The 17,287-nt window shown below is 57.1% G+C and carries 29 protein-coding genes; 11 read left to right on the forward strand and 18 right to left on the reverse strand.

Annotated elements, in window-relative coordinates; genetic code table 11:
- Positions 1-246 precede the first annotated feature (246 nt).
- The 4 genes from NCN05_RS00615 to NCN05_RS00630 all read right to left on the reverse strand — a co-directional run bounded on the left by NCN05_RS00615 (position 247) and on the right by NCN05_RS00630 (position 3,738).
- Positions 247-1,311, reverse strand: a complete 1,065-nt coding sequence (locus NCN05_RS00615; RefSeq protein WP_250396584.1) for a CobW family GTP-binding protein — start codon at positions 1,309-1,311, stop codon at positions 247-249.
- 116 nt (positions 1,312-1,427) lie between these two features.
- Positions 1,428-2,138, reverse strand: a complete 711-nt coding sequence (locus tag NCN05_RS00620; protein ID WP_250396585.1) for a phosphoesterase — start codon at positions 2,136-2,138, stop codon at positions 1,428-1,430.
- On the reverse strand, positions 2,138-2,953 hold the full coding sequence (locus NCN05_RS00625; RefSeq protein ID WP_250396586.1) for a metallophosphoesterase family protein: 816 nt from the start codon (positions 2,951-2,953) through the stop codon (positions 2,138-2,140). The genes NCN05_RS00620 and NCN05_RS00625 overlap by 1 nt, the downstream gene beginning before the upstream one ends.
- Before the next feature lie 5 nt (positions 2,954-2,958).
- Positions 2,959-3,738: a GTP-binding protein gene (locus tag NCN05_RS00630; protein WP_250396587.1), complete on the reverse strand. Its 780-nt coding sequence runs from the start codon at positions 3,736-3,738 to the stop codon at positions 2,959-2,961.
- 150 nt (positions 3,739-3,888) lie between these two features.
- Between NCN05_RS00630 and NCN05_RS00635 the strand changes: the two genes are divergently transcribed.
- Positions 3,889-4,158: a hypothetical protein gene (locus NCN05_RS00635; protein WP_250396588.1), complete on the forward strand. Its 270-nt coding sequence runs from the start codon at positions 3,889-3,891 to the stop codon at positions 4,156-4,158.
- A 5-nt stretch (positions 4,159-4,163) separates the two neighbouring features.
- On the forward strand, positions 4,164-4,343 hold the full coding sequence (locus NCN05_RS00640; protein ID WP_186493370.1) for a hypothetical protein: 180 nt from the start codon (positions 4,164-4,166) through the stop codon (positions 4,341-4,343).
- Positions 4,344-4,765: 422 nt separating this feature from the next.
- Here NCN05_RS00640 and NCN05_RS00645 read toward each other — a convergent pair whose 3' ends face one another.
- Positions 4,766-4,948 (reverse strand): hypothetical protein, encoded by a 183-nt coding sequence (locus tag NCN05_RS00645; protein ID WP_250396589.1) that lies wholly within the window; start codon positions 4,946-4,948, stop codon positions 4,766-4,768.
- Between the two features lie 131 nt (positions 4,949-5,079).
- On the reverse strand, positions 5,080-5,256 hold the full coding sequence (locus tag NCN05_RS00650) for a hypothetical protein (RefSeq protein WP_186493368.1): 177 nt from the start codon (positions 5,254-5,256) through the stop codon (positions 5,080-5,082).
- A gap of 168 nt (positions 5,257-5,424) precedes the next feature.
- Here NCN05_RS00650 and NCN05_RS00655 point away from each other — a divergent pair, with 168 nt between their 5' ends.
- Positions 5,425-5,844: a hypothetical protein gene (locus NCN05_RS00655; RefSeq protein ID WP_250396590.1), complete on the forward strand. Its 420-nt coding sequence runs from the start codon at positions 5,425-5,427 to the stop codon at positions 5,842-5,844.
- Between the two features lie 532 nt (positions 5,845-6,376).
- Complete coding sequence (locus tag NCN05_RS00660; protein WP_011364523.1) at positions 6,377-6,541, forward strand: hypothetical protein; 165 nt, start codon at positions 6,377-6,379, stop codon at positions 6,539-6,541.
- Positions 6,542-6,596: 55 nt separating this feature from the next.
- Here the strand turns inward: NCN05_RS00660 and NCN05_RS00665 are convergent, their stop codons facing one another.
- The 4 genes from NCN05_RS00665 to NCN05_RS00680 form a co-directional block, all read right to left on the reverse strand.
- On the reverse strand, positions 6,597-6,833 hold the full coding sequence (locus tag NCN05_RS00665; RefSeq protein WP_250396591.1) for a hypothetical protein: 237 nt from the start codon (positions 6,831-6,833) through the stop codon (positions 6,597-6,599).
- 23 nt (positions 6,834-6,856) lie between these two features.
- Positions 6,857-7,096 carry a DUF3136 domain-containing protein gene (locus NCN05_RS00670; protein ID WP_250396592.1) on the reverse strand — a complete coding sequence of 80 codons (240 nt, stop codon included), beginning with the start codon at positions 7,094-7,096 and terminating at the stop codon, positions 6,857-6,859.
- Positions 7,097-7,179: 83 nt separating this feature from the next.
- On the reverse strand, positions 7,180-7,866 hold the full coding sequence (locus NCN05_RS00675) for a response regulator transcription factor (RefSeq protein WP_250396593.1): 687 nt from the start codon (positions 7,864-7,866) through the stop codon (positions 7,180-7,182).
- Between the two features lie 63 nt (positions 7,867-7,929).
- Complete coding sequence (locus tag NCN05_RS00680) at positions 7,930-8,148, reverse strand: CP12 domain-containing protein (protein ID WP_250396594.1); 219 nt, start codon at positions 8,146-8,148, stop codon at positions 7,930-7,932.
- Between the two features lie 145 nt (positions 8,149-8,293).
- On the opposite strand from NCN05_RS00680, the gene NCN05_RS00685 reads away from it, so the two are divergent.
- A complete protein-coding gene (locus NCN05_RS00685) occupies positions 8,294-8,521 on the forward strand; it encodes a DUF3136 domain-containing protein (RefSeq protein WP_250396595.1) in 228 nt (75 codons plus the stop codon).
- A 57-nt stretch (positions 8,522-8,578) separates the two neighbouring features.
- Positions 8,579-8,704: a DUF8673 family protein gene (locus NCN05_RS12615; protein WP_502988794.1), complete on the forward strand. Its 126-nt coding sequence runs from the start codon at positions 8,579-8,581 to the stop codon at positions 8,702-8,704.
- Here NCN05_RS12615 and NCN05_RS00690 read toward each other — a convergent pair.
- Positions 8,674-9,555 carry a GNAT family N-acetyltransferase gene (locus NCN05_RS00690; protein ID WP_250396596.1) on the reverse strand — a complete coding sequence of 294 codons (882 nt, stop codon included), beginning with the start codon at positions 9,553-9,555 and terminating at the stop codon, positions 8,674-8,676. The two genes, NCN05_RS12615 and NCN05_RS00690, sit on opposite strands and share 31 nt — an antisense overlap.
- A 55-nt stretch (positions 9,556-9,610) precedes the next feature.
- Positions 9,611-9,784 carry a DUF8647 family protein gene (locus NCN05_RS00695; RefSeq protein ID WP_006043228.1) on the reverse strand — a complete coding sequence of 58 codons (174 nt, stop codon included), beginning with the start codon at positions 9,782-9,784 and terminating at the stop codon, positions 9,611-9,613.
- A gap of 424 nt (positions 9,785-10,208) precedes the next feature.
- Between NCN05_RS00695 and NCN05_RS00700 the strand changes: the two genes are divergently transcribed.
- Entirely contained in the window at positions 10,209-10,601 is a 393-nt protein-coding gene (locus tag NCN05_RS00700; protein ID WP_250396597.1) for a DoxX family protein, read from the forward strand.
- A 16-nt stretch (positions 10,602-10,617) separates the two neighbouring features.
- Here NCN05_RS00700 and NCN05_RS00705 read toward each other — a convergent pair whose 3' ends face one another.
- Complete coding sequence (locus NCN05_RS00705) at positions 10,618-12,381, reverse strand: gamma-glutamyltransferase family protein (protein ID WP_250396598.1); 1,764 nt, start codon at positions 12,379-12,381, stop codon at positions 10,618-10,620.
- Positions 12,382-12,717: 336 nt separating this feature from the next.
- Positions 12,718-12,897, reverse strand: a complete 180-nt coding sequence (locus tag NCN05_RS00710) for a hypothetical protein (protein WP_250396599.1) — start codon at positions 12,895-12,897, stop codon at positions 12,718-12,720.
- A gap of 185 nt (positions 12,898-13,082) precedes the next feature.
- Between NCN05_RS00710 and NCN05_RS00715 the strand changes: the two genes are divergently transcribed.
- Positions 13,083-13,274 carry a DUF8633 family putative protein gene (locus NCN05_RS00715; RefSeq protein ID WP_250396600.1) on the forward strand — a complete coding sequence of 64 codons (192 nt, stop codon included), beginning with the start codon at positions 13,083-13,085 and terminating at the stop codon, positions 13,272-13,274.
- 176 nt (positions 13,275-13,450) lie between these two features.
- On the opposite strand, the gene NCN05_RS00720 is transcribed toward NCN05_RS00715, so the two are convergent.
- Positions 13,451-13,720: a DUF1651 domain-containing protein gene (locus NCN05_RS00720; RefSeq protein WP_250396601.1), complete on the reverse strand. Its 270-nt coding sequence runs from the start codon at positions 13,718-13,720 to the stop codon at positions 13,451-13,453.
- 366 nt (positions 13,721-14,086) lie between these two features.
- Here NCN05_RS00720 and NCN05_RS00725 point away from each other — a divergent pair, with 366 nt between their 5' ends.
- On the forward strand, positions 14,087-14,473 hold the full coding sequence (locus NCN05_RS00725; protein WP_244276017.1) for a hypothetical protein: 387 nt from the start codon (positions 14,087-14,089) through the stop codon (positions 14,471-14,473).
- Entirely contained in the window at positions 14,466-14,720 is a 255-nt protein-coding gene (locus NCN05_RS00730; RefSeq protein WP_250396602.1) for a hypothetical protein, read from the forward strand. Before NCN05_RS00725 ends, NCN05_RS00730 begins: the two co-directional genes overlap by 8 nt.
- A 42-nt stretch (positions 14,721-14,762) precedes the next feature.
- Here the strand turns inward: NCN05_RS00730 and NCN05_RS00735 are convergent, their stop codons facing one another.
- The 3 genes from NCN05_RS00735 to NCN05_RS00745 form a co-directional block, all read right to left on the reverse strand.
- The gene (locus NCN05_RS00735; RefSeq protein ID WP_250396603.1) at positions 14,763-15,152 is read right to left on the reverse strand and encodes a putative quinol monooxygenase; all 390 of its coding nucleotides are present in this window, start codon (positions 15,150-15,152) and stop codon (positions 14,763-14,765) included.
- 111 nt (positions 15,153-15,263) lie between these two features.
- Positions 15,264-15,452 (reverse strand): hypothetical protein, encoded by a 189-nt coding sequence (locus tag NCN05_RS00740; protein ID WP_250396604.1) that lies wholly within the window; start codon positions 15,450-15,452, stop codon positions 15,264-15,266.
- Between the two features lie 773 nt (positions 15,453-16,225).
- A complete protein-coding gene (locus NCN05_RS00745; protein ID WP_244276013.1) occupies positions 16,226-16,441 on the reverse strand; it encodes a hypothetical protein in 216 nt (71 codons plus the stop codon).
- Positions 16,442-16,616: 175 nt separating this feature from the next.
- Between NCN05_RS00745 and NCN05_RS00750 the strand changes: the two genes are divergently transcribed.
- A complete protein-coding gene (locus NCN05_RS00750) occupies positions 16,617-17,111 on the forward strand; it encodes a hypothetical protein (protein WP_250396605.1) in 495 nt (164 codons plus the stop codon).
- Positions 17,112-17,287 lie beyond the last annotated feature (176 nt).

A 17,287-nucleotide genomic window follows, 5' to 3' on the forward strand; every position in this document is an offset into this window, starting at 1 on the left:
ATTGGTTTCAACGTATGGACAGCCTTGCGCGTCGATTGGCCTTGAGCAACGTTGCTGATCTGGCGATGCAGCAGAAGAACGTGGAAGCTTTGGTTGCCGCGCTCCGCTATCTCGACCTGATAACAAAACAATGGCCGCTCTGGGTGTGGTGCAAAGGCGATTCCGTTGTCACGCGACCTACGAGAACCAGCGTCATGACGGAACAACCACAACTCGAGTTTCGGCGAGGGTGCGGTGTCCTTTGATTCAGTGCGCCACACAGGCTTGTAGTTGTTCCCGCAGTTTGTCGTGGTCGATGTCGCGGCCGATCAGCACCAATTGATTTTTGCGCTCACCGGTCCAGTCGGTGTCGTCGATGGAAAAGCGTTTGCCTGCCAGATGGAACACATGGCGGCGTTCGCTTTCGTTGAACCACAAGACTCCCTTGGCACGAAACACCTCCTGGGGCATCTGGTTGTCGAGGAAGTTCTGGAACTTGCGCAATGCGAAGGGCCCATCACTCTTGAATGACAGGGAGGTGAATCCCTCGATGTCCTGATGGTCACCGTGCTCATGGCTGTGGTGATGGTTTCCTTGGTCATGACCGTCCCCATGGCTGTGGTCGTGACTGTGGTCGTGCTCGTGCTCATGGCTGTGGTGATGGTGTCCGTGGTCATGGCTGCGACCGTCGTCGGCGGGAGAACTCACCTTGTCGGATTCGAACAGTCCGACACTGAGCAACAGGGCAAGAGGCACCTCCCCTTTCACCGACCGCAGGATCCGCGCATCGTTCTTGACGGCTCTGAGTTGCTGTTCGACGCTCTCAAGCCGCTCCTCTGAGACGAGGTCGCACTTGTTCAGCAGCAGGATGTCGCCGTAAATCACCTGGGCCCGGCCAACTTCCGTGTCCAGGACGACGTCGTCGAAGTTTTCTGCATCGATCAAGGTAATGATCGAATCCAGGCGGGTTTGGTCCCGCAGCTCACTGCCAATGAAGGTCATGGCCACCGGCAGGGGATCGGCCAGACCGGTGGTTTCCACGACGATGTAATCGAGTGGCTCGGGCCGTTCAATCACCCGTTCCACCGCCTCCATCAGCTCGTCGTTGATCGAGCAGCAGATGCAACCGTTGCTCAGCTCCACCATGTCTTCATCGGTGGTGACGATCAGATCGTTGTCGATGCCGATTTCACCGAACTCGTTCACCAGCACCGCGGTCTTCACCCCCTGCTGATTGCTCAGGATGTGATTCAGCAGCGTCGTTTTCCCCGCTCCGAGGAAGCCGCTGAGAATGGTGACGGGAACGTTGGTGCTGGCTGGTGCAGTGGTCATTGGGTCAGAAAAACAGAGGTGATCTTTGGGATCAAAGGTTGTGAAACGATGTTCTTGTGATCAGGCGAGTAACTCACTCAGCAGTTGTTGCGACAGAACATCTCGAGACGTGGCAGTCAGCCAAAGCCCCGCCCTGAAGCGTTGGAAGGTTCCCCCGCAATTCGAAATTCGATGTGATCTGTGGAGGGGTCGTAGAGGGTGTAATGCCTCCCTCCGCCAATGCCGATCACGCTTCGTTTGGGCACAGCCTGTTCGCTCTGCTGTTCACCGGCATGGTCTTTGACGTGGGATTGGATGGATCCACCGGAAAGCTCCAGTCGGAACTGACGCTGACAGCGCGCCGTAAACAGCCGGTTCACATCCAGCCGCGTCAGCCGATCCAGAAGTACCAAGGCTGAAGTGTCTTCCGTCAGTCGGTCGCCGACGTCAGCGGAGCTGCCATGAATCAGAGCGCAGTCGAGTTCGATGAAGCCGAACTGCAGCGATGCCAGCCAGTTGAGATGGTCGGCGTCTACCGCAGCGAGAAGTTCTCCGACCGCCGCCTCGCCCTGCTCGGCTCTGAGCCCTTCAGCCTTGCGTTCGCCGCGGTAGCCACACTCCGCCAGAAGCTGTTCTTCCCACCAGCCATAGATGCAGTCGGGCTGAAGATCAGCGCGCTTCGGCTGCCGCAAACGATCGAGCAGTGCATTGCACTTGCGTTGTGATCCGATCAGATCACCGAGAACGAAGAGATTGGCAACACCCCGTTGTTGCTTCAACTCCCTCTGAATCTGTTCGTACAGATCCAGGTCTCCTTGGAGACCACTCACCAGGGCCCAGCGTTCCATCAGCGCTCACACACGTGGCTGGCGTCTTCAGCCCGCTCGGCATATTCGAAGCCGTGGCTGAGCCTCCAGGCAAACACCTCCGGTAAGCCCGCATCAACGATCGCTCGACAGGTTTTGGCGACGTCGTAGTCGACCTCCCGAATCGTCACCTCCCCGGTGTTGTCGTTATGGATCACATAGGTGGCCTTGGTGCTGCCATGCCGCGGTTCCCCAACAGAACCAGCGTTAACGATCCGCCGCATCGGCAGTTCCAGCTCCCGCTCTGTTGGTGCGCCTTGATCGCGTTGTTGCACCTTCACTCGAATGGATCCCTGGCGTAGTTCGCGCACATAGGGCTGATGGGTGTGGCCACAGAACAAGGTTTCCGCCCCTGCTGTTTCCACCCGTTCAAGGGCCGCAAAGGCATTCATGTCGGGCAACAGATATTCGTGCTGACTGTTCGGACTGCCATGCACAAACAACAACTTGTCGCGCCGCAGTGTCATCGGAAGTTCAGCCAGAAAGGCCTTGTTCTCCTCCGCCAGCAGATCGGCTGTCCAGTGATGGGCGCGATGACCTCGTCGTTCCGCCAGCTGGGAGGGATAGCTGCATTCACAGGCATTCAGGCCGTCAATTATGTCCTCATCCCAGCAGCCCTGGCAGGTGGGAATCTCGCGCTGACGCACCAGTTCCACCACCTCATTGGGCTGGGGTCCGTAGCCCACAAGGTCGCCAAGGCAGGTGATGGTTTGGATGCCCTGGGAGTCGATGTCGTCGAGCACCGCCTCCACGGCGGCAAGGTTGGCGTGCAAACAGGAGATGACGGCGTGGTTCATGTCAATCAGCCTTGAGAGGTGGGTTGCTGTTGCTGGAGCTGTTGTTGCTGCATGGCGAGCACGTCATCCGTGAGCAAGCAGTCGCTGATGGTGGCTTGAATGCCTTCAGGGTTGAGTGCCTTGCCCTGAACAACGAGCTCTGAGGTTCGACTGGGGCGACCCTGTGGCGGTGCCGTGGCGTCCAGGGGAAGGAACTGGGATGACTCCTGGCTCACCATCCAATTGCAGAAAAATGCCCGCCCGTCAGGAAGATTCATCAGGCCTTTGGCGCGGTACACATCGCCGTAAGCACCGTTCACGAGTTCAAACCAAAAGCTGCTCAGGCTGTTGGGATCCCAAACACAACCCGAAAGAGAGGTGTGCCAGGCCTCGAGCTTGCTGAACTCCAGGGTGTCCTTTGCAGGCAATTCAGGGTCTCGCCCGAAGTGCAGGAGTTGGTCGGGGTGCAGCTGCAAGGCCTCCAGCTTGGAGCGAACGTCGTCTCCGAGCCCTTCAATTCCCTCCTGGCTGGGGGGATGGAACTGCTGAACTTCGATCAGGGTCAGCCCATCGTTGTCCTGCTTCAGATCCGTTGCGTTGGCTATTGCCAGTTCCTCAAGCCTGGGCACCTGGTCCTTGAGCCAGGTCAGGTCGATTCCGCTGTTATCCCCCTGTTCAAGCCCCGCTGCCTTTTCTCCCTCCAGCCGCAGGTAGGCGCAGGGGCCTTGATGCTGCTGAAGCCTTTGGAGCGCCCAGGTTGTTTTCCCGCACCCCGGAGGGCCTGAAATCAGGCACACCTGGCCCATCGCAACCTCCTCGACATCCGAGAATCATTCTCATTATGAGCCGCCGTCGCTGTCCTGTCCCGTTCTTCCTGTGCCTTTGGTCGCTTGGTATCGCTTGCTATGGCGCTCCTTGCGTCTCTCGCTAGGGTCATCGGAACCCGGTTTTGATCTATGCAGGCCTTGGAGTTCCTCGCCCTCGTGCTGGTGAACTTGGCTCTGACGGTTTATCTGGTTGAAAAGGGAGCAAAGTTCTGGAAGGAGCAGCGCCGCCTCAAGCGCCTCGTCAACCAGCATCCTGAAATGAAGGGGGTGCATCCCGATGAGGATGGTCTCTTTGTGTTTGAGAGCGATGATTCGCTCAAGGTGCTCGTGCTGGAGAACGATCAGCCCGGCTCTGATGAACCTTTTTACGTCAGGGAAGAGGATCTGGAAGAGGACTGAATCGATTGGTACAGGAATGGAACGATGAGTTCATCACCCAGGCTCAGCATGAGCTCAAGGGGATGGTGGCTGACTGGAAATATGACTACGGCGTGAGTGATCGCGATTGCTCGGCCATGTTGCTTTGGATGCTGATCAAGCTCAATCCCGACGCCAAGATCGATGCTGGTCTGCTTGATCGCTGATGCGACCTTTCGCTAGGTGCAATCACCGATGCTGTTTGGTTCCTTGGGATACAGAATGAACAGGTAACCCCCAGCTCAGAACAGGGGGAAACTGCGTCGAACAGGGGAGGGACTAGGGAACCCTCCCTTTTTTGTTCCCCCTACGCAAAGTGATGCACCTGGCGCTACATCTGGGGTGTTGCCACAAAAAAGCCCGCCGAAGAGGCGGGCCGGGTGATGGGGTCTTTCAACATAACCCCGATGGCCACCACATGCAGCGTTGATGTGTGATCAAGGAGCTCTGCATAAGTAATCGTGCTCCCCCTAGATCTGGGGCTGGATGAGTATTATCGAGCCAACGCATCAAGATCTGGTGCTATGAGCCGGGTGATGGGGATTGCTCCGGCTTGATGAATCGCTCCATGGCTGGGGCGATTTTTTTGTCATCGATGTGAGTGGTGGTTGTGTTCCACCTCTGGCACGTTGCGACTCAGATAAAGGGCGTTGCTGAGCCCCATCACAACGGTGCATCCGGCTGGTCCGCAGACCCGATACAGGTGGTTGCCGATCGATTCCACGGTTCCATTGCCTTGAACGGAGTAGGGCAGACGCAGGGTCTCGGCCATGGGATCACGTTTGACACTGCAGCCGTCCTACGGATTCGCGGTTGGACCGGGCTGCGACAACCGATACAGGTTTGGCCTTCTTTGCGTCTCTCAGCATTCCTTAAGAATTGCGCTCCCGTGGCCTGGAGGCCTCAGGTGCCTGGAAAATGGCTGGCCCTGAGCCGATTGAGGTGATCGCGCACTTCCAGATCGGGCATGCGCATCACCCGTTGCATCAGGTTCTGCCGGTGGGCATAAAGCCCTTTGCATCCCTTCAGCGGTTCGATCAGCAGATCGAGCAATTGAGCTTTCGCGGTTGTGTTGGTCATGGTTTTCGGTGCTCCTCGCCTCGTGTTTCATCAGCATCGGCAAAGCCTGTGGGCCACACATCACTTACTCGAGGGGTTGTGGGGTGGTGATTCAAAGCAATGTCTCCCTCATCTGAGGGGACGGTGTCTGATGACTCCCCTTAACGTGACCTGTCTTCTGGGGGTCCGATGAAGGTTCTGCAATCCGTTCTGGCGTTGTTGCTGGTGCTGGTGCTCGGTTGTGCAATAACCTCAATGGTGTCTGCGGCAACGATTGAAGAGGGGGCCAGTGGTGATCTAATTGCCACGCTGGAAAAGGCGCGGGATGTGCGGGAGCAGGCCGACATCAAGATCCGGGAAAACCTCAAATTGATGGCGTCGAGTTGTCTGTATATGAGTGATTCGTTGAAGGAGTTGATGGCTCTGGAGAATCAGTTTGAAGACCGCCAGATCGAAGATTTCACCGTTGGAATGGCAGACGCGGTTGAGCTGGAGTTGCTCGATGAGGAGTCACGCAAGATCAAAGCGCTTTACCGCAGATCCCACTGTGATGATCCGATCATTCTGCGGGAGCAACTGCGGCAGGCCGATCAAAAGCGCAAGGCCTGAATCAGCAGCAGACCCCCGGTCCCTGTGACGGAGGGGGCGGGGGTCTGTGTCTGAACGATGGTGTTCAGGGTTGGTGTGGCCGTCCCATTCCGGTGAACAGGCGGCCTAACTCGCTCGTTTGTGCATGACGCAATCCATCAGATGGGGCTGAAGGAAGGTCGAAGCGTCTGGCTTATAGCGCCTGGGGCCATGTTCCAAGGGGTCGGGTGATGGGAGCTCCTTAGGGCACCTGGCACGGTGCAGATGGAGTGCCGATCGGCCTGGCCTTTCGCACAAGGCCTGTCGAAGGGCGCACCCAACAAGAGGTGTGAAAACTGTTGGAGCAGGGGCCTGAAAGTCAGCTTGCTTCTGACGTCTGCTCGGTTGGACCGTCGTCTCGCATGGACGCCTCCGATCTCGATGCACACAGTCTTGGGGCTGGGCCAGGCCCTGGCAATCAGCACGAACACGCATTGCCTTTCAGGGCAGGATCGGCTGAAAGTGGGGCTGGCGTGGCTGCGATCTGATTAGTCTGAACCACCGCGTGTGGCTGATGACGATTCCCTTCGGCACGCCTGAGCCTTCGGACGGTCTGCTGAACAAGTCGGTGTCGTCCACCCGACTGCGCGCCTGGCTGAACACCCGCCTTCGCCAGCTCGCGGTGGGGCAGCGGATTCAGGATGCGCGGGCCTTGCGCAGCGAATTCCTGGTGGAGTGATGCTTATCGCGTGCTGCTTTCGTGAGAGTCAGGGCTTGCCCCACTCACCCTCCAGTCAGCTTCGATCGATCCAGGCACACATTTGCCGCAGTGCGGCGTCATCCATCTGCACAAGATGATCGGTCCACTCCTGCATGATCAGTTCGAGGTGATCGGGATTGTGGATGGCGAGGTCTGGGCCCATCAGCACGTATTTGATGCTGAGCAGTTTCCAGGCCTGGGCCTCGAGCAGCCAGGGGTGAGCTGCCTTCAACCGTTCCACCCGACTAATCGGCTGATATTCACTGTCCATGGTCTGATTTATTGCCAAGACCACTAGGCCGCCTTCTGGCTTCGCTGGTGCGCCTGAAGTGAAAGGAAGAGTGCGCGCGGATTGCCGTAACGGTTTGGAAGGGCCTGATGCAGTCGGTTCAGGCGTCGCCAGCAGACGCTCTTGCTGGCTTCTTCTTCCTTCACGCCATCCGCCACCAGGTATTTCATGGCGCGGGTGTATACCGATTCCGTTTCCCGCAGTTCGGCCAGGGAAGGTTCATTGGTGAAGGTGATTGCAGCCATCTCTTCGAGATATCACTTATCGCTATTCATTGACGCCTTGGCAGCGTCTGGATTTCTACCCCCATCTGGGGTGAATCGTTTCCTCAGATCTGAACCATGCCGCAGCGCATTCCTTTGAGGACGGCCTGCACCCGATTGTTCACTTCGAGGGTTCGCAGCAGCCGCTTGGTGTAAGTGCGTGCGGTCTCTTCGGTGACGATGAGATCCTCGGCGATTTCTCTGTCGGACATTCCGCGGGCGAGGCGGTCGAGAACTTCGTATTCGCGAGGTGTCAGTCGCGGGCAGCTGAGATAGGGAAGTTCGTTGGAGCGCAGTGATGGGCTGCGATAGGAGTGATGTCCCATCACCGCCAGCACAGCTGCTTCAAGAGGTTTGCGGTCTTCGATGATGTCGGCTTCGGCAACCACGGCTTCCAGCCAGGATGCGTTGTCGTATTCCACCGGAATGGCATCGCTTAACGCCAGCACAACGACCTTCAGGCCGGATTGAAGCTCTTGGGCTTTGCGCGCCAACTCAAAGCCATTGCCTTTTTCAAGTAGATCCGTGCAGAGAAGTAGCTCAAAGGAATCCTTTTTGAGATAACTCAGGCAGGACTCTTCATCTGTAACAGCACAGCCGATTCGAGATCTTTCGCTAAAACTTTCGCAGAAGCAGCGTAGGAAAAATCGTCCCTTCATTGCCAAGGCAATGCTTCCGTTGATGGCAACGGAAAGCAGGGGCTCTTCGTCTGCAGATTTGGGTTCGCTCTGCAGGTACGGGGTCAGATCCATGCGCTTGCCTGCATCTTTGATCCATCCTTGCGGGCCAACCTGCCCATCTGGTTGCGTCCGTCGTCAGTCGTCATAGACGCGGCATTCCGGAGCGTCGGGATTCAGCTCGCAATGCACTTCGAGGGAGGTGGGGTCCTTGTGCTCTCCGGGATGGTGGCTTTGGTAGGTCTCGAGTCCCTCCAGCTCGGTGGCGTAGTGACGCGCCTTGGCCTTATCCCCGCTGGCCTGAGCCTTGGCCAGTTCCTCACGGTCTTTGGCGATGTGGGTTTCGATTGATTCCACGCTCAACATTGCGATCCAATCCATCTAACGCGCTGGCTGGATTATTGAGCTACCCCCATCCGGGGACAGAACGATTGTCCCCATTTGGGAGGCGATAACACGGCCTCATTCATTGCACAGTTCTGCCTGGCAGCGTGAAGGTTCCATGAGCACATCCAACCTCAGCATCGGAGAGCTCGAGGCCAAATATCCGCTGTACTGCAAGGCTTTGAAGATGTTGATCAAGCAGGGAAAAACAAGCGCTGAACTTGAGCGAACACTTTGCTGGGATCGTTTGCGTCTGTTGCATCGCTCCTTGCCAAGGCAATACAAATCTCCTGAGCGGTTGATGTTGATGATTCAGGCCGAGTTTTCTTCAGTAACTGATACCTAAGGAGGAATGATGTCAATCGAAGCTGATGCCATCAGGGCTCAAGTTGTGAGCGAGGTTATGCAGAGGATTGCAGCCCTTGATCAAGAACAACGCTATGAAGACAGCTATGCGTTGACCCAGGAATTCAGAGAGTGGCTGCTTGACCCGCAGATTCAACCGAGTTCGAGGCAGGCCAGGCCATAAACGTTGCGGTCGTGGCCCTCCGGCATTGGGCCCTTGTACATGCGCACGGTCGAGCCCATGGGTTTGAAGCCCTTCGCCGTTGTGATCGTTTTGGCAGTCGGGTTATGCCCTGGGGTGTCGATCAGAACGATTCCCTTGTGGCGATCGATGGCGTTGTTCAGCAACAGTGATGCCATGACGGGATCTTCTGCCAGCCAGGGCCCCACCCGCCAACCTTCACCGATGGGGAGTAAGCAAGGCCGAATGCGCACGTAGCCGTGGCATGTCCCCTGGGAATCTCTTGCCACAAACACGTCTCCTGCCCTGTGGCGTAACCACAGTTCAAGGAAATGGGGCCGTGGACTGATTTCGTGGCGTTCGTCGTAGCGCTGAATCGCCTCGAGAGAGATCTCACGCAGTGGCACAACGGAGATGTCGCTGCGCTGGAGCAGGGTGGTGTTCGGGTGTTGTGATTGATCGCTGCGGCAGAGCATCTGCCGGCGTGTGGTGACGCAGTCCTTTTGAAATCCGGCTTTCTCGTAGAAGCCCACCATCTGGACTGCCGCCTCCAGGCCGATGCACTCCACGCTGCTGAGGTTTTTCAAGGCGTGTTGCCAGAGGCGACGGCCAATTCCCTGACCCCGATGCTCTGGCTTCACCACAAACAGGCCGATGAAGGCGTAGCTGGAGCTGTAGGTGACGGCGGCGATGCAGCCCACTGGCACGTCGTCTTGCCAGGCCAACCAGATCCCCTGACGGTCGGTGTTGGCGTAGATCTCGATGTCGCCCACTCCTGGAGCGAAATCCTGTTCACGGGCCATCTCGGTGATGACGTCGAGATCGGCTGGCGTGAACGGTTTGATCTCCAGCATCGACAGTCAGGCGAGGGATCTGCAACCTGAGTGTTCGATCAGTGCTCAGGCGGCGTCAGGCCGCCTGAAGAATCGAATCAACACTGGTTGGGTATCGACGCACGTAGGCATCGGTTTCCATGGCGACGATGCGCGCTTCTTGGCGATTGGCCGCGTGGAGTTGGAGCGTGTGTTGGCTGCCGTCGTTCTTCTTGTATCGAACGACAAAGCGTTGTGGTGCAGTTGTCATCGCTCTGTGACCTTCCGTCCGATGCGCACAGTTGCTGGCCGCAGGGCGCAGGCAAGGGCATGGAATGGGCGGTGAGTCCCCTCAACAATGAGGCTTCCCATGGGTTGTGCTTGAGCAAGGTCGAGCTTCATGGCTTTGCCTCGAGTGGAACTGTCTTACTGCTTCTGAACGCGTTGATCTATCCCCCATCTGGGGACAATTCGTTGTTTGCATCCATCGGCGCATGGGTGATCCGAACCGTTTTAGGCGGTTCTCCTCTCCCCACTGTTCAGGTTTCCCGCGATGGTGATGGCGGACGAAGGTTCATGAGGGCAACAACCCCTGAGGCTCACTCCTCGGGGGTTTTTCACGTCTGTTCCCAGTGAACAGTTGCTCTCTAGTGTGCTGATCACGACTTCTTTGCCCCTGCGGGCTATTGATCCCCATGACTGCTTCGAAGCTGTTCGATTTTCTCGGCCGGGTGCTGATGGCGGCCGTGTTCGTGAATGCCCTGCCGGCCAAGTTCACCAACTTCGCTGAAACCGCAGGCTTCATCGCCTCCAAGGGCATCCCCGAACCCATGGCTTCTGTGTTGTTGGTGGCGGCAATTGTGGTGCTGATCGCCGGATCGATCCTGCTGGTGTTCGGCAGCAACACGGTGCTGGGGGCCTCACTGCTGCTGCTGTTCCTGGTGCCCACCACACTGATCTTCCACACCTTCCCGGTTGACAGCGGCTTTGCGATGAACCTGGCCCTGATCGGGGCGTTGATCCTGGCCATCACCCGTGCCTGGGGCAATGGTGTGCCCAGCTTCACGCACCTGCGCTCCAAGGGTTGATCGCTTGTTGGCTGGATCAGGGCAGGGCCAGGGCCGTTCCTTCGCGGCGCGGATCAGCGGCCCCCTGCCAGCCAGCACCGATTTTTTGGATCAGAGCGGTGCCACTGCCGATGCTCTGACGCCGGGAGTTTGCTTTGCTTTTGAGCTGCTGCAGCGGAAACGGCCAAGGCAGCGGCGGATCGCTTTCCAGCACCAGCGTTGTGCCCCGGCGCGAAAGATGGGGAAGGCCCGCCGCCCGCGCCGGTGGTTCGTTCCAGACCAAGGCCGCCAGCAGCACCCGGCTGAGCAGATGGGGAATGCTGCGGCCGCCGGGGCTGCCAAGGGCCAGCACCGGCTCACCGTTGCGGAACACCAGCGTCGGCGCCATTGATGACATCGGCCGCCGTCCGGGCAGCCGGCGGTTGGCGACCGGTTTGCCGCCAAGGCTGGGCTTGAAGGCGAAATCGGTGAGCTGATTGTTCATCACCATGCCTCCCACAAGGTGCCGACTCCCGAAAATCGTCTCCACCGAAGAGGTGTAGGAGGCAATGTTGCCGCTGGCATCCACGATGGTGATCTGGCTGGTGCCTTGCTCGATGCCCTGATCTGGCCTGCCGTAGGGATAACGATCGATGCCTGGGGGTAGCCCTGGCGTTGGCCTTGAGCCGTTGGTGCCCTGCATGGCTCTGGCTCGGCTGGCGATGTAGGCCGGATCCAGCAGGGCTGAGCTGGGCACTGCTCCATCGATGGGGTCGTGCACCCAGTAGAGCCTGTCGGCATCGGCCCAAGCCTGAGCGCGGGCCAGCTGACGCCACATCTGCGGCTCACCTGCACTGGAGCTGGCCAGGTTGGTGGTCTGCTTCAGCAGGGCCAGGGTTTGCAGCAGCGCCAAACCACCGCTGCTGGGAGCCGGCACCGTGCAGATCCGATGCTGCAGCTGTTGGCTGCAGAGGGGGGTGCGCCGGACCACGGCATAGCTGCTCAGATCAGCGGAGCTCCAGCCGCGGAAATTCGGCTCGCTGGCCTGCAGGGCGTTGACCCCATCCAGGATCTGCTGCGCCAGAGGCCCTTGATAAAAGGCTTGGCCCCCTTCCCTGGCCAGCAGCCTCAGGGTGCGTGCGATGGAAGGGTTGCGGAAGGGTTGATCTGCTGCTGGCGCATGGCCGCCGGGCAGGTAAAGCGCTTGAAATGCAGGGCTGTGGGCCACGCCGAAACGCTGGGCCAGGCGAATGGAGCGCAACAGCCGCGGGCTCGGCAGAAAGCCAGCGCTGGCGAGGCGGATCGCCGGTTGCAGGATTTGTGCCCAGGGCAGCTGGCCGTGGTTTTGATGGGCCTCCCAGAGCAGAGCCACGGTGCCGGGAATACCGATGGCGTTGGCTTGGCTGGTGGCCTGTCGCCAGGGGAGGGGATCCCCCGCGGCATCAAGCAGATCGCCGGGGCGGCTGCGTTCGGGTGCCACTTCACGGCCATCCAGCACTTCAAGCTGGCGTTGCTTGGCCTCCCAGTGGAGCAGAAAACCACCACCCGCCAGGCCGGAGCTCTGCGGTTCCACCACCGCCAGCACCGCCTGGGCTGTCACCAGAGCATCGATGGCGCTGCCGCCATTCTTCAGCGCAGCCAGCGCTGCCGTGCTGGCGAGGGGATTGGCGGTGACCACCACGGCGGATCCGCGGGCGGTGGAGATGCCTCTGCTGCTGGTGTCGCTTGATTCCGGATCGTCGCGACTGATCGGGGCTGCCGCTGCGGGGAGGCTGCTCCAAAGGCTCAGCGCCAGCAGCAACGCTTTGAGCTGGGGGAGCACGGCGAGAATTCTGTTGACGGAAGTCTTGAGGCCGCTGCGTCCTTGTTCAGGAAGAGATGTATCCGCAGGCCCACCTACGGGATACATCACTGTCCTAGGGAAACGCTATCGAGAAAAAGTTCCCAAAGAGCCCACTCCTCGGGAACGACTCGTGCATGCGAGGAGAACTTAATGCTGCGCAATCTCCCTTAACAATGGGTAATTGTGCTCAGCCCGAGATGACTGGGTCTCGCTTTGATTGCACTGGCTCTGAGTCGCTTGGCGCGCCCCAGATATCCAATAAAAAACCCCTGCCTGCTGCAGGGGCTCATAACCGTTTTGTTGTGGCTGATGGGCTCAGAGGCCGAGGAATTTGGCGGGAATTCCATCCAGGCTGTTGTTGCCCAGCATCTGGAAGATGACGTTGATCAGCATTCCTCCGATGTGGATAGCTCCCACCAGAGCCAGGCCTCTCCAGAGTTTTTCGGCTGCTGCTGGGGGCTGATTGTTGGCCCAGGTGCCGGATCCGTTGGTCATCGGTTGATTGCAACTTCAACAACGTTGGCGAGAGAGGCCGCAGGGGTCCAGCACTCGTCACCGAGATTCATCAGCTCAAGGCAGGAGGGCTCTGGCGAGTGCCAAGAAAAGTTAGGTATTGCTGCTCTGGAATAGCTCTATCAATCCGTCGTAAGGATCAAATCATCAGCCCAAAGGAGGCTGTCATGTTTGAGGTTCTTAAGGGTCATACCGGCAGCTGCCAGCGCAGAACCTGCCTGAAGTGGGAAATCAACGGTGAGTTGTCAGCTCTTGATCGAAAGAACCTGATGCAGCTGTTGTGCCAAGTGGACAAACAAGCCTGTATCGATGATGTCGGCCTCGAGCTCGACGCAGAGACAGAGATGGATGGAATGTGATTGACGCTTCTTTCTCTACGCCTGATCGCCCTTTCGTCAAGGCGTCATGGCGCCCATGGTTCCACTCGTACACCCAAGCCCATCACCGTGGAGTCCAATGGAAAGGGCTAAGACCAAGCCAAGTGTTTTTCTGATCGCGTCATGCCGGTCCCGGAAGGGATCGGTCTTTTTTGCCATCAGCGCACCGGTGGTGGACAGCGTCGCCAGCCCGTTTTGAGCATCGTGTTCCAGGCTTCGATCGCGTTGTGCCGCAGCATCCGTCGCCGGGTCTGAGGCACCGGCGGATTAGGCGGGATCCAGTTGTAGGTGCGCACCGCCACCCACTGGGCATCAACGGTGGATGCATCTGGCTTGAACTGCGCCACCTTCTGCTGCTCGGCGCTCACCAGCCAGCCTTCTCCGCCGGGCTGTTCTGGTGGTTCGTGGGTGGCGCGGTAACGGGGCAAGTGAGTGGGGCGAAGGCAAACAGAAGACAGCTCTGTAAAGCATCTGCTGCCGAGGCGTCGCCCCGGCAGCACGATGGCGAATTCGCAGCTTGAACGGTGAGCTATATCGAGCAGGACGCTGGTCAGGCCCAAACGACGCTCGCGAGTCCGACGGTCTATGGATGAATGAGTTGTTGTTGTCCTCGAGGAAAAGAAGCTTGTCTCAGTCGAAACGAGGCTTGAGAGAAGCTTCTGGTGGCCTTGGCTTGCGACCACGGTCCAACCAAGGCAGGGAACCTTTGCATGGGTCGATGCATCGATCGAGGCCTTGGGGAAAGATGTTGAACAATTTTTTGTTTCTCCAAGAAAAAACATGAAGTTTTTTTGTTGCTTGATAAGCAAGGATTCGAAGTTCAACGCATTGGCTCAAAAAGTTATTGGGTCTTCATTCTTTTCTCGCATACATTCCGGCAAACCCAGAAAGCGATGCCCTGCCGTCAGGTTGAAGATTTTTCTCAGAAAATTGCCTCAGACTTTGCCTCAGCTTGCAGGACTGATGAGGAGAGTGAGGATTGTTTTGGTACTGCTTACAACTATGGTCGCGACCATGTGACCCGACTGACGCACGAGATCATTCGACTTCAGCGGGAGAGTGGTTTGTCGCGAAAGGAGATCGTTGAATCGATTAAAGATCTGGCTAGTCATATGAATGCTCTCTCCTATGTGTTTCTCGTGGCGGCCGATGTTGCCGAGAAATCCCTGGATCATGATTGATCCTGAGGATGCACCCGCACACAACGAGTCAGCTGAAGATGCTCCTTGTTATGCCCCGCGAGGCGATTTTCTGATCGGTCTTGCTCAGGAAGCGCTTTCCTTCACGAGGAGACGGAAGCTTGAGAAGGAGATTGCAGTGATCAAATCAGCGCTGAAGGGCCATGAAGAGAAACCCATAACCCGTCGCGCCAGGCAACTCAAAACCCGTCTTGACAAGCTCAAGGATGAACTAAAGAGCAATCCATAGGCATGACTGCAAAAACTCGAGGGATTCTTTCCTCCAGCTTGTTCAGACCCTGCTGTATCCAAGCTTGGTTTCAAAGATCTTGAGTGGAAGTCCAAACGACTCCATCAGCTGTCGGCAGTCATCGCCCACCGTTCCGTACACCTCAACGCTGAAGCCATCGCCAAGCTCCGCATGCTTCTGCAGATACTCCTGAACGGGAGGATTGGAGACATGGGCGCTGAATGCCTCGTCGTTGGCGTAGACCTCCGACCACACAAATGCTTGGGGATCGTCCGGGTCTTGATCAAAGGTGTGGTGAATCATGCCTGGCTCAGATGCCTGAACGGCTTTGTCGGTGACGCGAGCCAGTTCCAGGTACTGGTCAACACAACCAGGTTTGACGTGGATGCGCGCCAACAACATGAACGGTGTGGAATTGTCGAAGCTGGCCATTGGATCTCAAGCGGTGCCCAAGTGTTCCATGGATTCAGGCTGAAAAACCCCTGGAGGCGCACTCTCCAGGGGAACCCTGCATGTGTTTAAGTCATGAGCCGATGAAGCTGATCAGGCGGCTAGAGGCTGTTGTTTCAGCGACAAGCGACCGCCAGCCATCGAGTTGTGAATCAGGTCTTCGGCGTAGCGGCGGCCTGCTTGTTGGGCTTCTCGAACGCTTTTAAAATTGCCGACAAAGTCGTATTCCTTTCCATCAACCGTTGCCGCAACCGCATAGAGCCTGTCAGCAACTTTGCTCACAGACCAGCGCAAAAAGCAGGCCGGGGAGTTCTTCTGACTGTGCATACTGTCCTCCATGAAATAACGGGACGACTTAAGCACTTGCTTGTTTGCTGCACCTCAAAGCTTTAAATATCGCAAATAGGTAATTATTTTTCTTTCATGATTTCCTCGTCAAGGTCTCATGAAATCGAATGATGCGAGCGGTGTGATCTGCGTTTCCGAGCAGCTCCCTCTGCCGCGATGGCTGACCTTCAACCAAGCTGCGACTTAACGATGTGGAGCCACGGAACCGCGAGGAGAAGCAAGTCCTCCCCGAGCGATGCGGTATCCGCATAAACACGTTCGCTACGTCACACTGATTTGTGCCTGATGCACTGAATGTCTACAGCTTTAAGACACAGAGAGGTTCCCCCATTGATCGCTCTCAACGGGGAAACTCGTCTGCCAGCCCCAGGGTCGCTCTCCCTTGCTGCTCAGCACCACATCTTGTGTGCGGCCAGCTGAGGGCTCAATGATGAGGCCATTCAGCAGGCTTGTCTGGAAATTTCTGAAGATGTGCTGATCCGCCAAAAATTTCGGTAGATCCCGGCGATGGTTTCGACTGATACGGACTGCCTAAAAGCTCGATTGGCCTCGGGAGAACGGCTGGATTCGCTAGACAAACGGACCCAGCAGTTGCCGCTGACATGGGTCCGCGTCCCGGGCTAGGTGCATGAGACCAGGACGCGATACAGATAAGCCATTGGAGCCAGTTGATTCAGCGAAATCCGCTACTCAAATGGCTCCACATGTCATGCGGGCGCTTTGCGGAAATTGGTTGAATACGGGAACCGGTAGCCAAGCTCCATTTCCTCCAGCTGCTCCTCGGCCAGGTAGAGGCTGCGCGTGAAGAAGCACACGTTCTCGCTGTCGCACACCAGAAATTTGCCGGCTTCGATTTTTTGGATGGATGAGCCGCGCGGAGTCTGTGCGATCAAGTCTGCTTGAGCCATGGAGCGTTCTGGCAACTCTTCCCTGTCATGGCTTTCATCGTTTTCGTTTGGTCGTTACAACGCTCACACTTCGACAATGTCATTCCCTCAAGTTTCTTGGTAACAACAGATACTCGGGTTAAGCGATAAAAAGAATCTTTCTCGCCAGCCCAAAAATGGGCTATTCACGGTCTCGTTTGATAACGATGCGATGAAGTGGCTGCTCTCGAAACTCGGTTTACTCAAGCAGCGCAAAAAGACCAAGGATCTGAACGCAGACCTCTCGTTTTTTAAGACCTCGCTTCAGGCCAATGCCATTGCATGTCAATGGCTTCTAAGGAAGCAAACTCTGCTCTTGCTGAGGCAGAGCAAGGGGTCAGCATTGATGATCAGAATCAGGGATGCATCCGGTGATGGCACGGTTGCGAGCAAGTTGGTAGAGCTCAGCCTCAAGGCAACGCAGGCACAGATTGAAGCCCCATCTGCAAGCGGCCAGATGCTTCTTGAGCTTGGTTATCGCACGGTTGGTGGTGACTTCATCACGCTTGAGTATTCCTTCATTGACCTGGGCCCCAAAAAAGTTCTGCAGCCAGAGTTGACCAATTGGTTCAGTAATGAATCGGACAATATTCACCAAGACATGTACAAATTGGCGACTAAAGGGAAAGACCTTGGTGGATCTGAAGTTATGCCCTTGGGTCGTTAAGCGGAATTGCTCGTGCATGGGGGAGTGAATGGTTTGAGTGATAAAGAGCCAGCCACTGACCTATTGATCAAGACGGGAAAACGAACGAAACAGGCCGGTTGTCCCCTATGTATTTCTGTGCGGCAGGTTTAGAAATGGATCAGACGAAGGGAGGCCCAGATGCTTTACACCCTGTT

This window comes from Synechococcus sp. MU1651 (assembly GCF_023630635.1).
Classification (GTDB): Bacteria; Cyanobacteriota; Cyanobacteriia; order PCC-6307; family Cyanobiaceae; genus Parasynechococcus.

What these genes read in the sequence shown, in the direction of transcription:
- NCN05_RS00615 (WP_250396584.1), bottom strand. Translation starts at nt 1,311, where the DNA reads ATGACCACTGCACCAGCCAGCACCAACGTTCCCGTCACCATTCTCAGC.
- NCN05_RS00620 (WP_250396585.1), bottom strand. Translation starts at nt 2,138, where the DNA reads ATGGAACGCTGGGCCCTGGTGAGTGGTCTCCAAGGAGACCTGGATCTG.
- NCN05_RS00625 (WP_250396586.1), bottom strand. Translation starts at nt 2,953, where the DNA reads ATGAACCACGCCGTCATCTCCTGTTTGCACGCCAACCTTGCCGCCGTG.
- NCN05_RS00630 (WP_250396587.1), bottom strand. Translation starts at nt 3,738, where the DNA reads ATGGGCCAGGTGTGCCTGATTTCAGGCCCTCCGGGGTGCGGGAAAACA.
- NCN05_RS00635 (WP_250396588.1), top strand. Translation starts at nt 3,889, where the DNA reads ATGCAGGCCTTGGAGTTCCTCGCCCTCGTGCTGGTGAACTTGGCTCTG.
- NCN05_RS00645 (WP_250396589.1), bottom strand. Translation starts at nt 4,948, where the DNA reads ATGGCCGAGACCCTGCGTCTGCCCTACTCCGTTCAAGGCAATGGAACC.
- NCN05_RS00650 (WP_186493368.1), bottom strand. Translation starts at nt 5,256, where the DNA reads ATGACCAACACAACCGCGAAAGCTCAATTGCTCGATCTGCTGATCGAA.
- NCN05_RS00655 (WP_250396590.1), top strand. Translation starts at nt 5,425, where the DNA reads ATGAAGGTTCTGCAATCCGTTCTGGCGTTGTTGCTGGTGCTGGTGCTC.
- NCN05_RS00660 (WP_011364523.1), top strand. Translation starts at nt 6,377, where the DNA reads ATGACGATTCCCTTCGGCACGCCTGAGCCTTCGGACGGTCTGCTGAAC.
- NCN05_RS00665 (WP_250396591.1), bottom strand. Translation starts at nt 6,833, where the DNA reads ATGGACAGTGAATATCAGCCGATTAGTCGGGTGGAACGGTTGAAGGCA.
- NCN05_RS00670 (WP_250396592.1), bottom strand. Translation starts at nt 7,096, where the DNA reads ATGGCTGCAATCACCTTCACCAATGAACCTTCCCTGGCCGAACTGCGG.
- NCN05_RS00675 (WP_250396593.1), bottom strand. Translation starts at nt 7,866, where the DNA reads ATGGATCTGACCCCGTACCTGCAGAGCGAACCCAAATCTGCAGACGAA.
- NCN05_RS00685 (WP_250396595.1), top strand. Translation starts at nt 8,294, where the DNA reads ATGAGCACATCCAACCTCAGCATCGGAGAGCTCGAGGCCAAATATCCG.
- NCN05_RS12615 (WP_502988794.1), top strand. Translation starts at nt 8,579, where the DNA reads ATGCAGAGGATTGCAGCCCTTGATCAAGAACAACGCTATGAAGACAGC.
- NCN05_RS00690 (WP_250396596.1), bottom strand. Translation starts at nt 9,555, where the DNA reads ATGCTGGAGATCAAACCGTTCACGCCAGCCGATCTCGACGTCATCACC.
- NCN05_RS00695 (WP_006043228.1), bottom strand. Translation starts at nt 9,784, where the DNA reads ATGACAACTGCACCACAACGCTTTGTCGTTCGATACAAGAAGAACGAC.
- NCN05_RS00700 (WP_250396597.1), top strand. Translation starts at nt 10,209, where the DNA reads ATGACTGCTTCGAAGCTGTTCGATTTTCTCGGCCGGGTGCTGATGGCG.
- NCN05_RS00710 (WP_250396599.1), bottom strand. Translation starts at nt 12,897, where the DNA reads ATGACCAACGGATCCGGCACCTGGGCCAACAATCAGCCCCCAGCAGCA.
- NCN05_RS00715 (WP_250396600.1), top strand. Translation starts at nt 13,083, where the DNA reads ATGTTTGAGGTTCTTAAGGGTCATACCGGCAGCTGCCAGCGCAGAACC.
- NCN05_RS00730 (WP_250396602.1), top strand. Translation starts at nt 14,466, where the DNA reads ATGATTGATCCTGAGGATGCACCCGCACACAACGAGTCAGCTGAAGAT.
- NCN05_RS00735 (WP_250396603.1), bottom strand. Translation starts at nt 15,152, where the DNA reads ATGGCCAGCTTCGACAATTCCACACCGTTCATGTTGTTGGCGCGCATC.
- NCN05_RS00750 (WP_250396605.1), top strand. Translation starts at nt 16,617, where the DNA reads ATGAAGTGGCTGCTCTCGAAACTCGGTTTACTCAAGCAGCGCAAAAAG.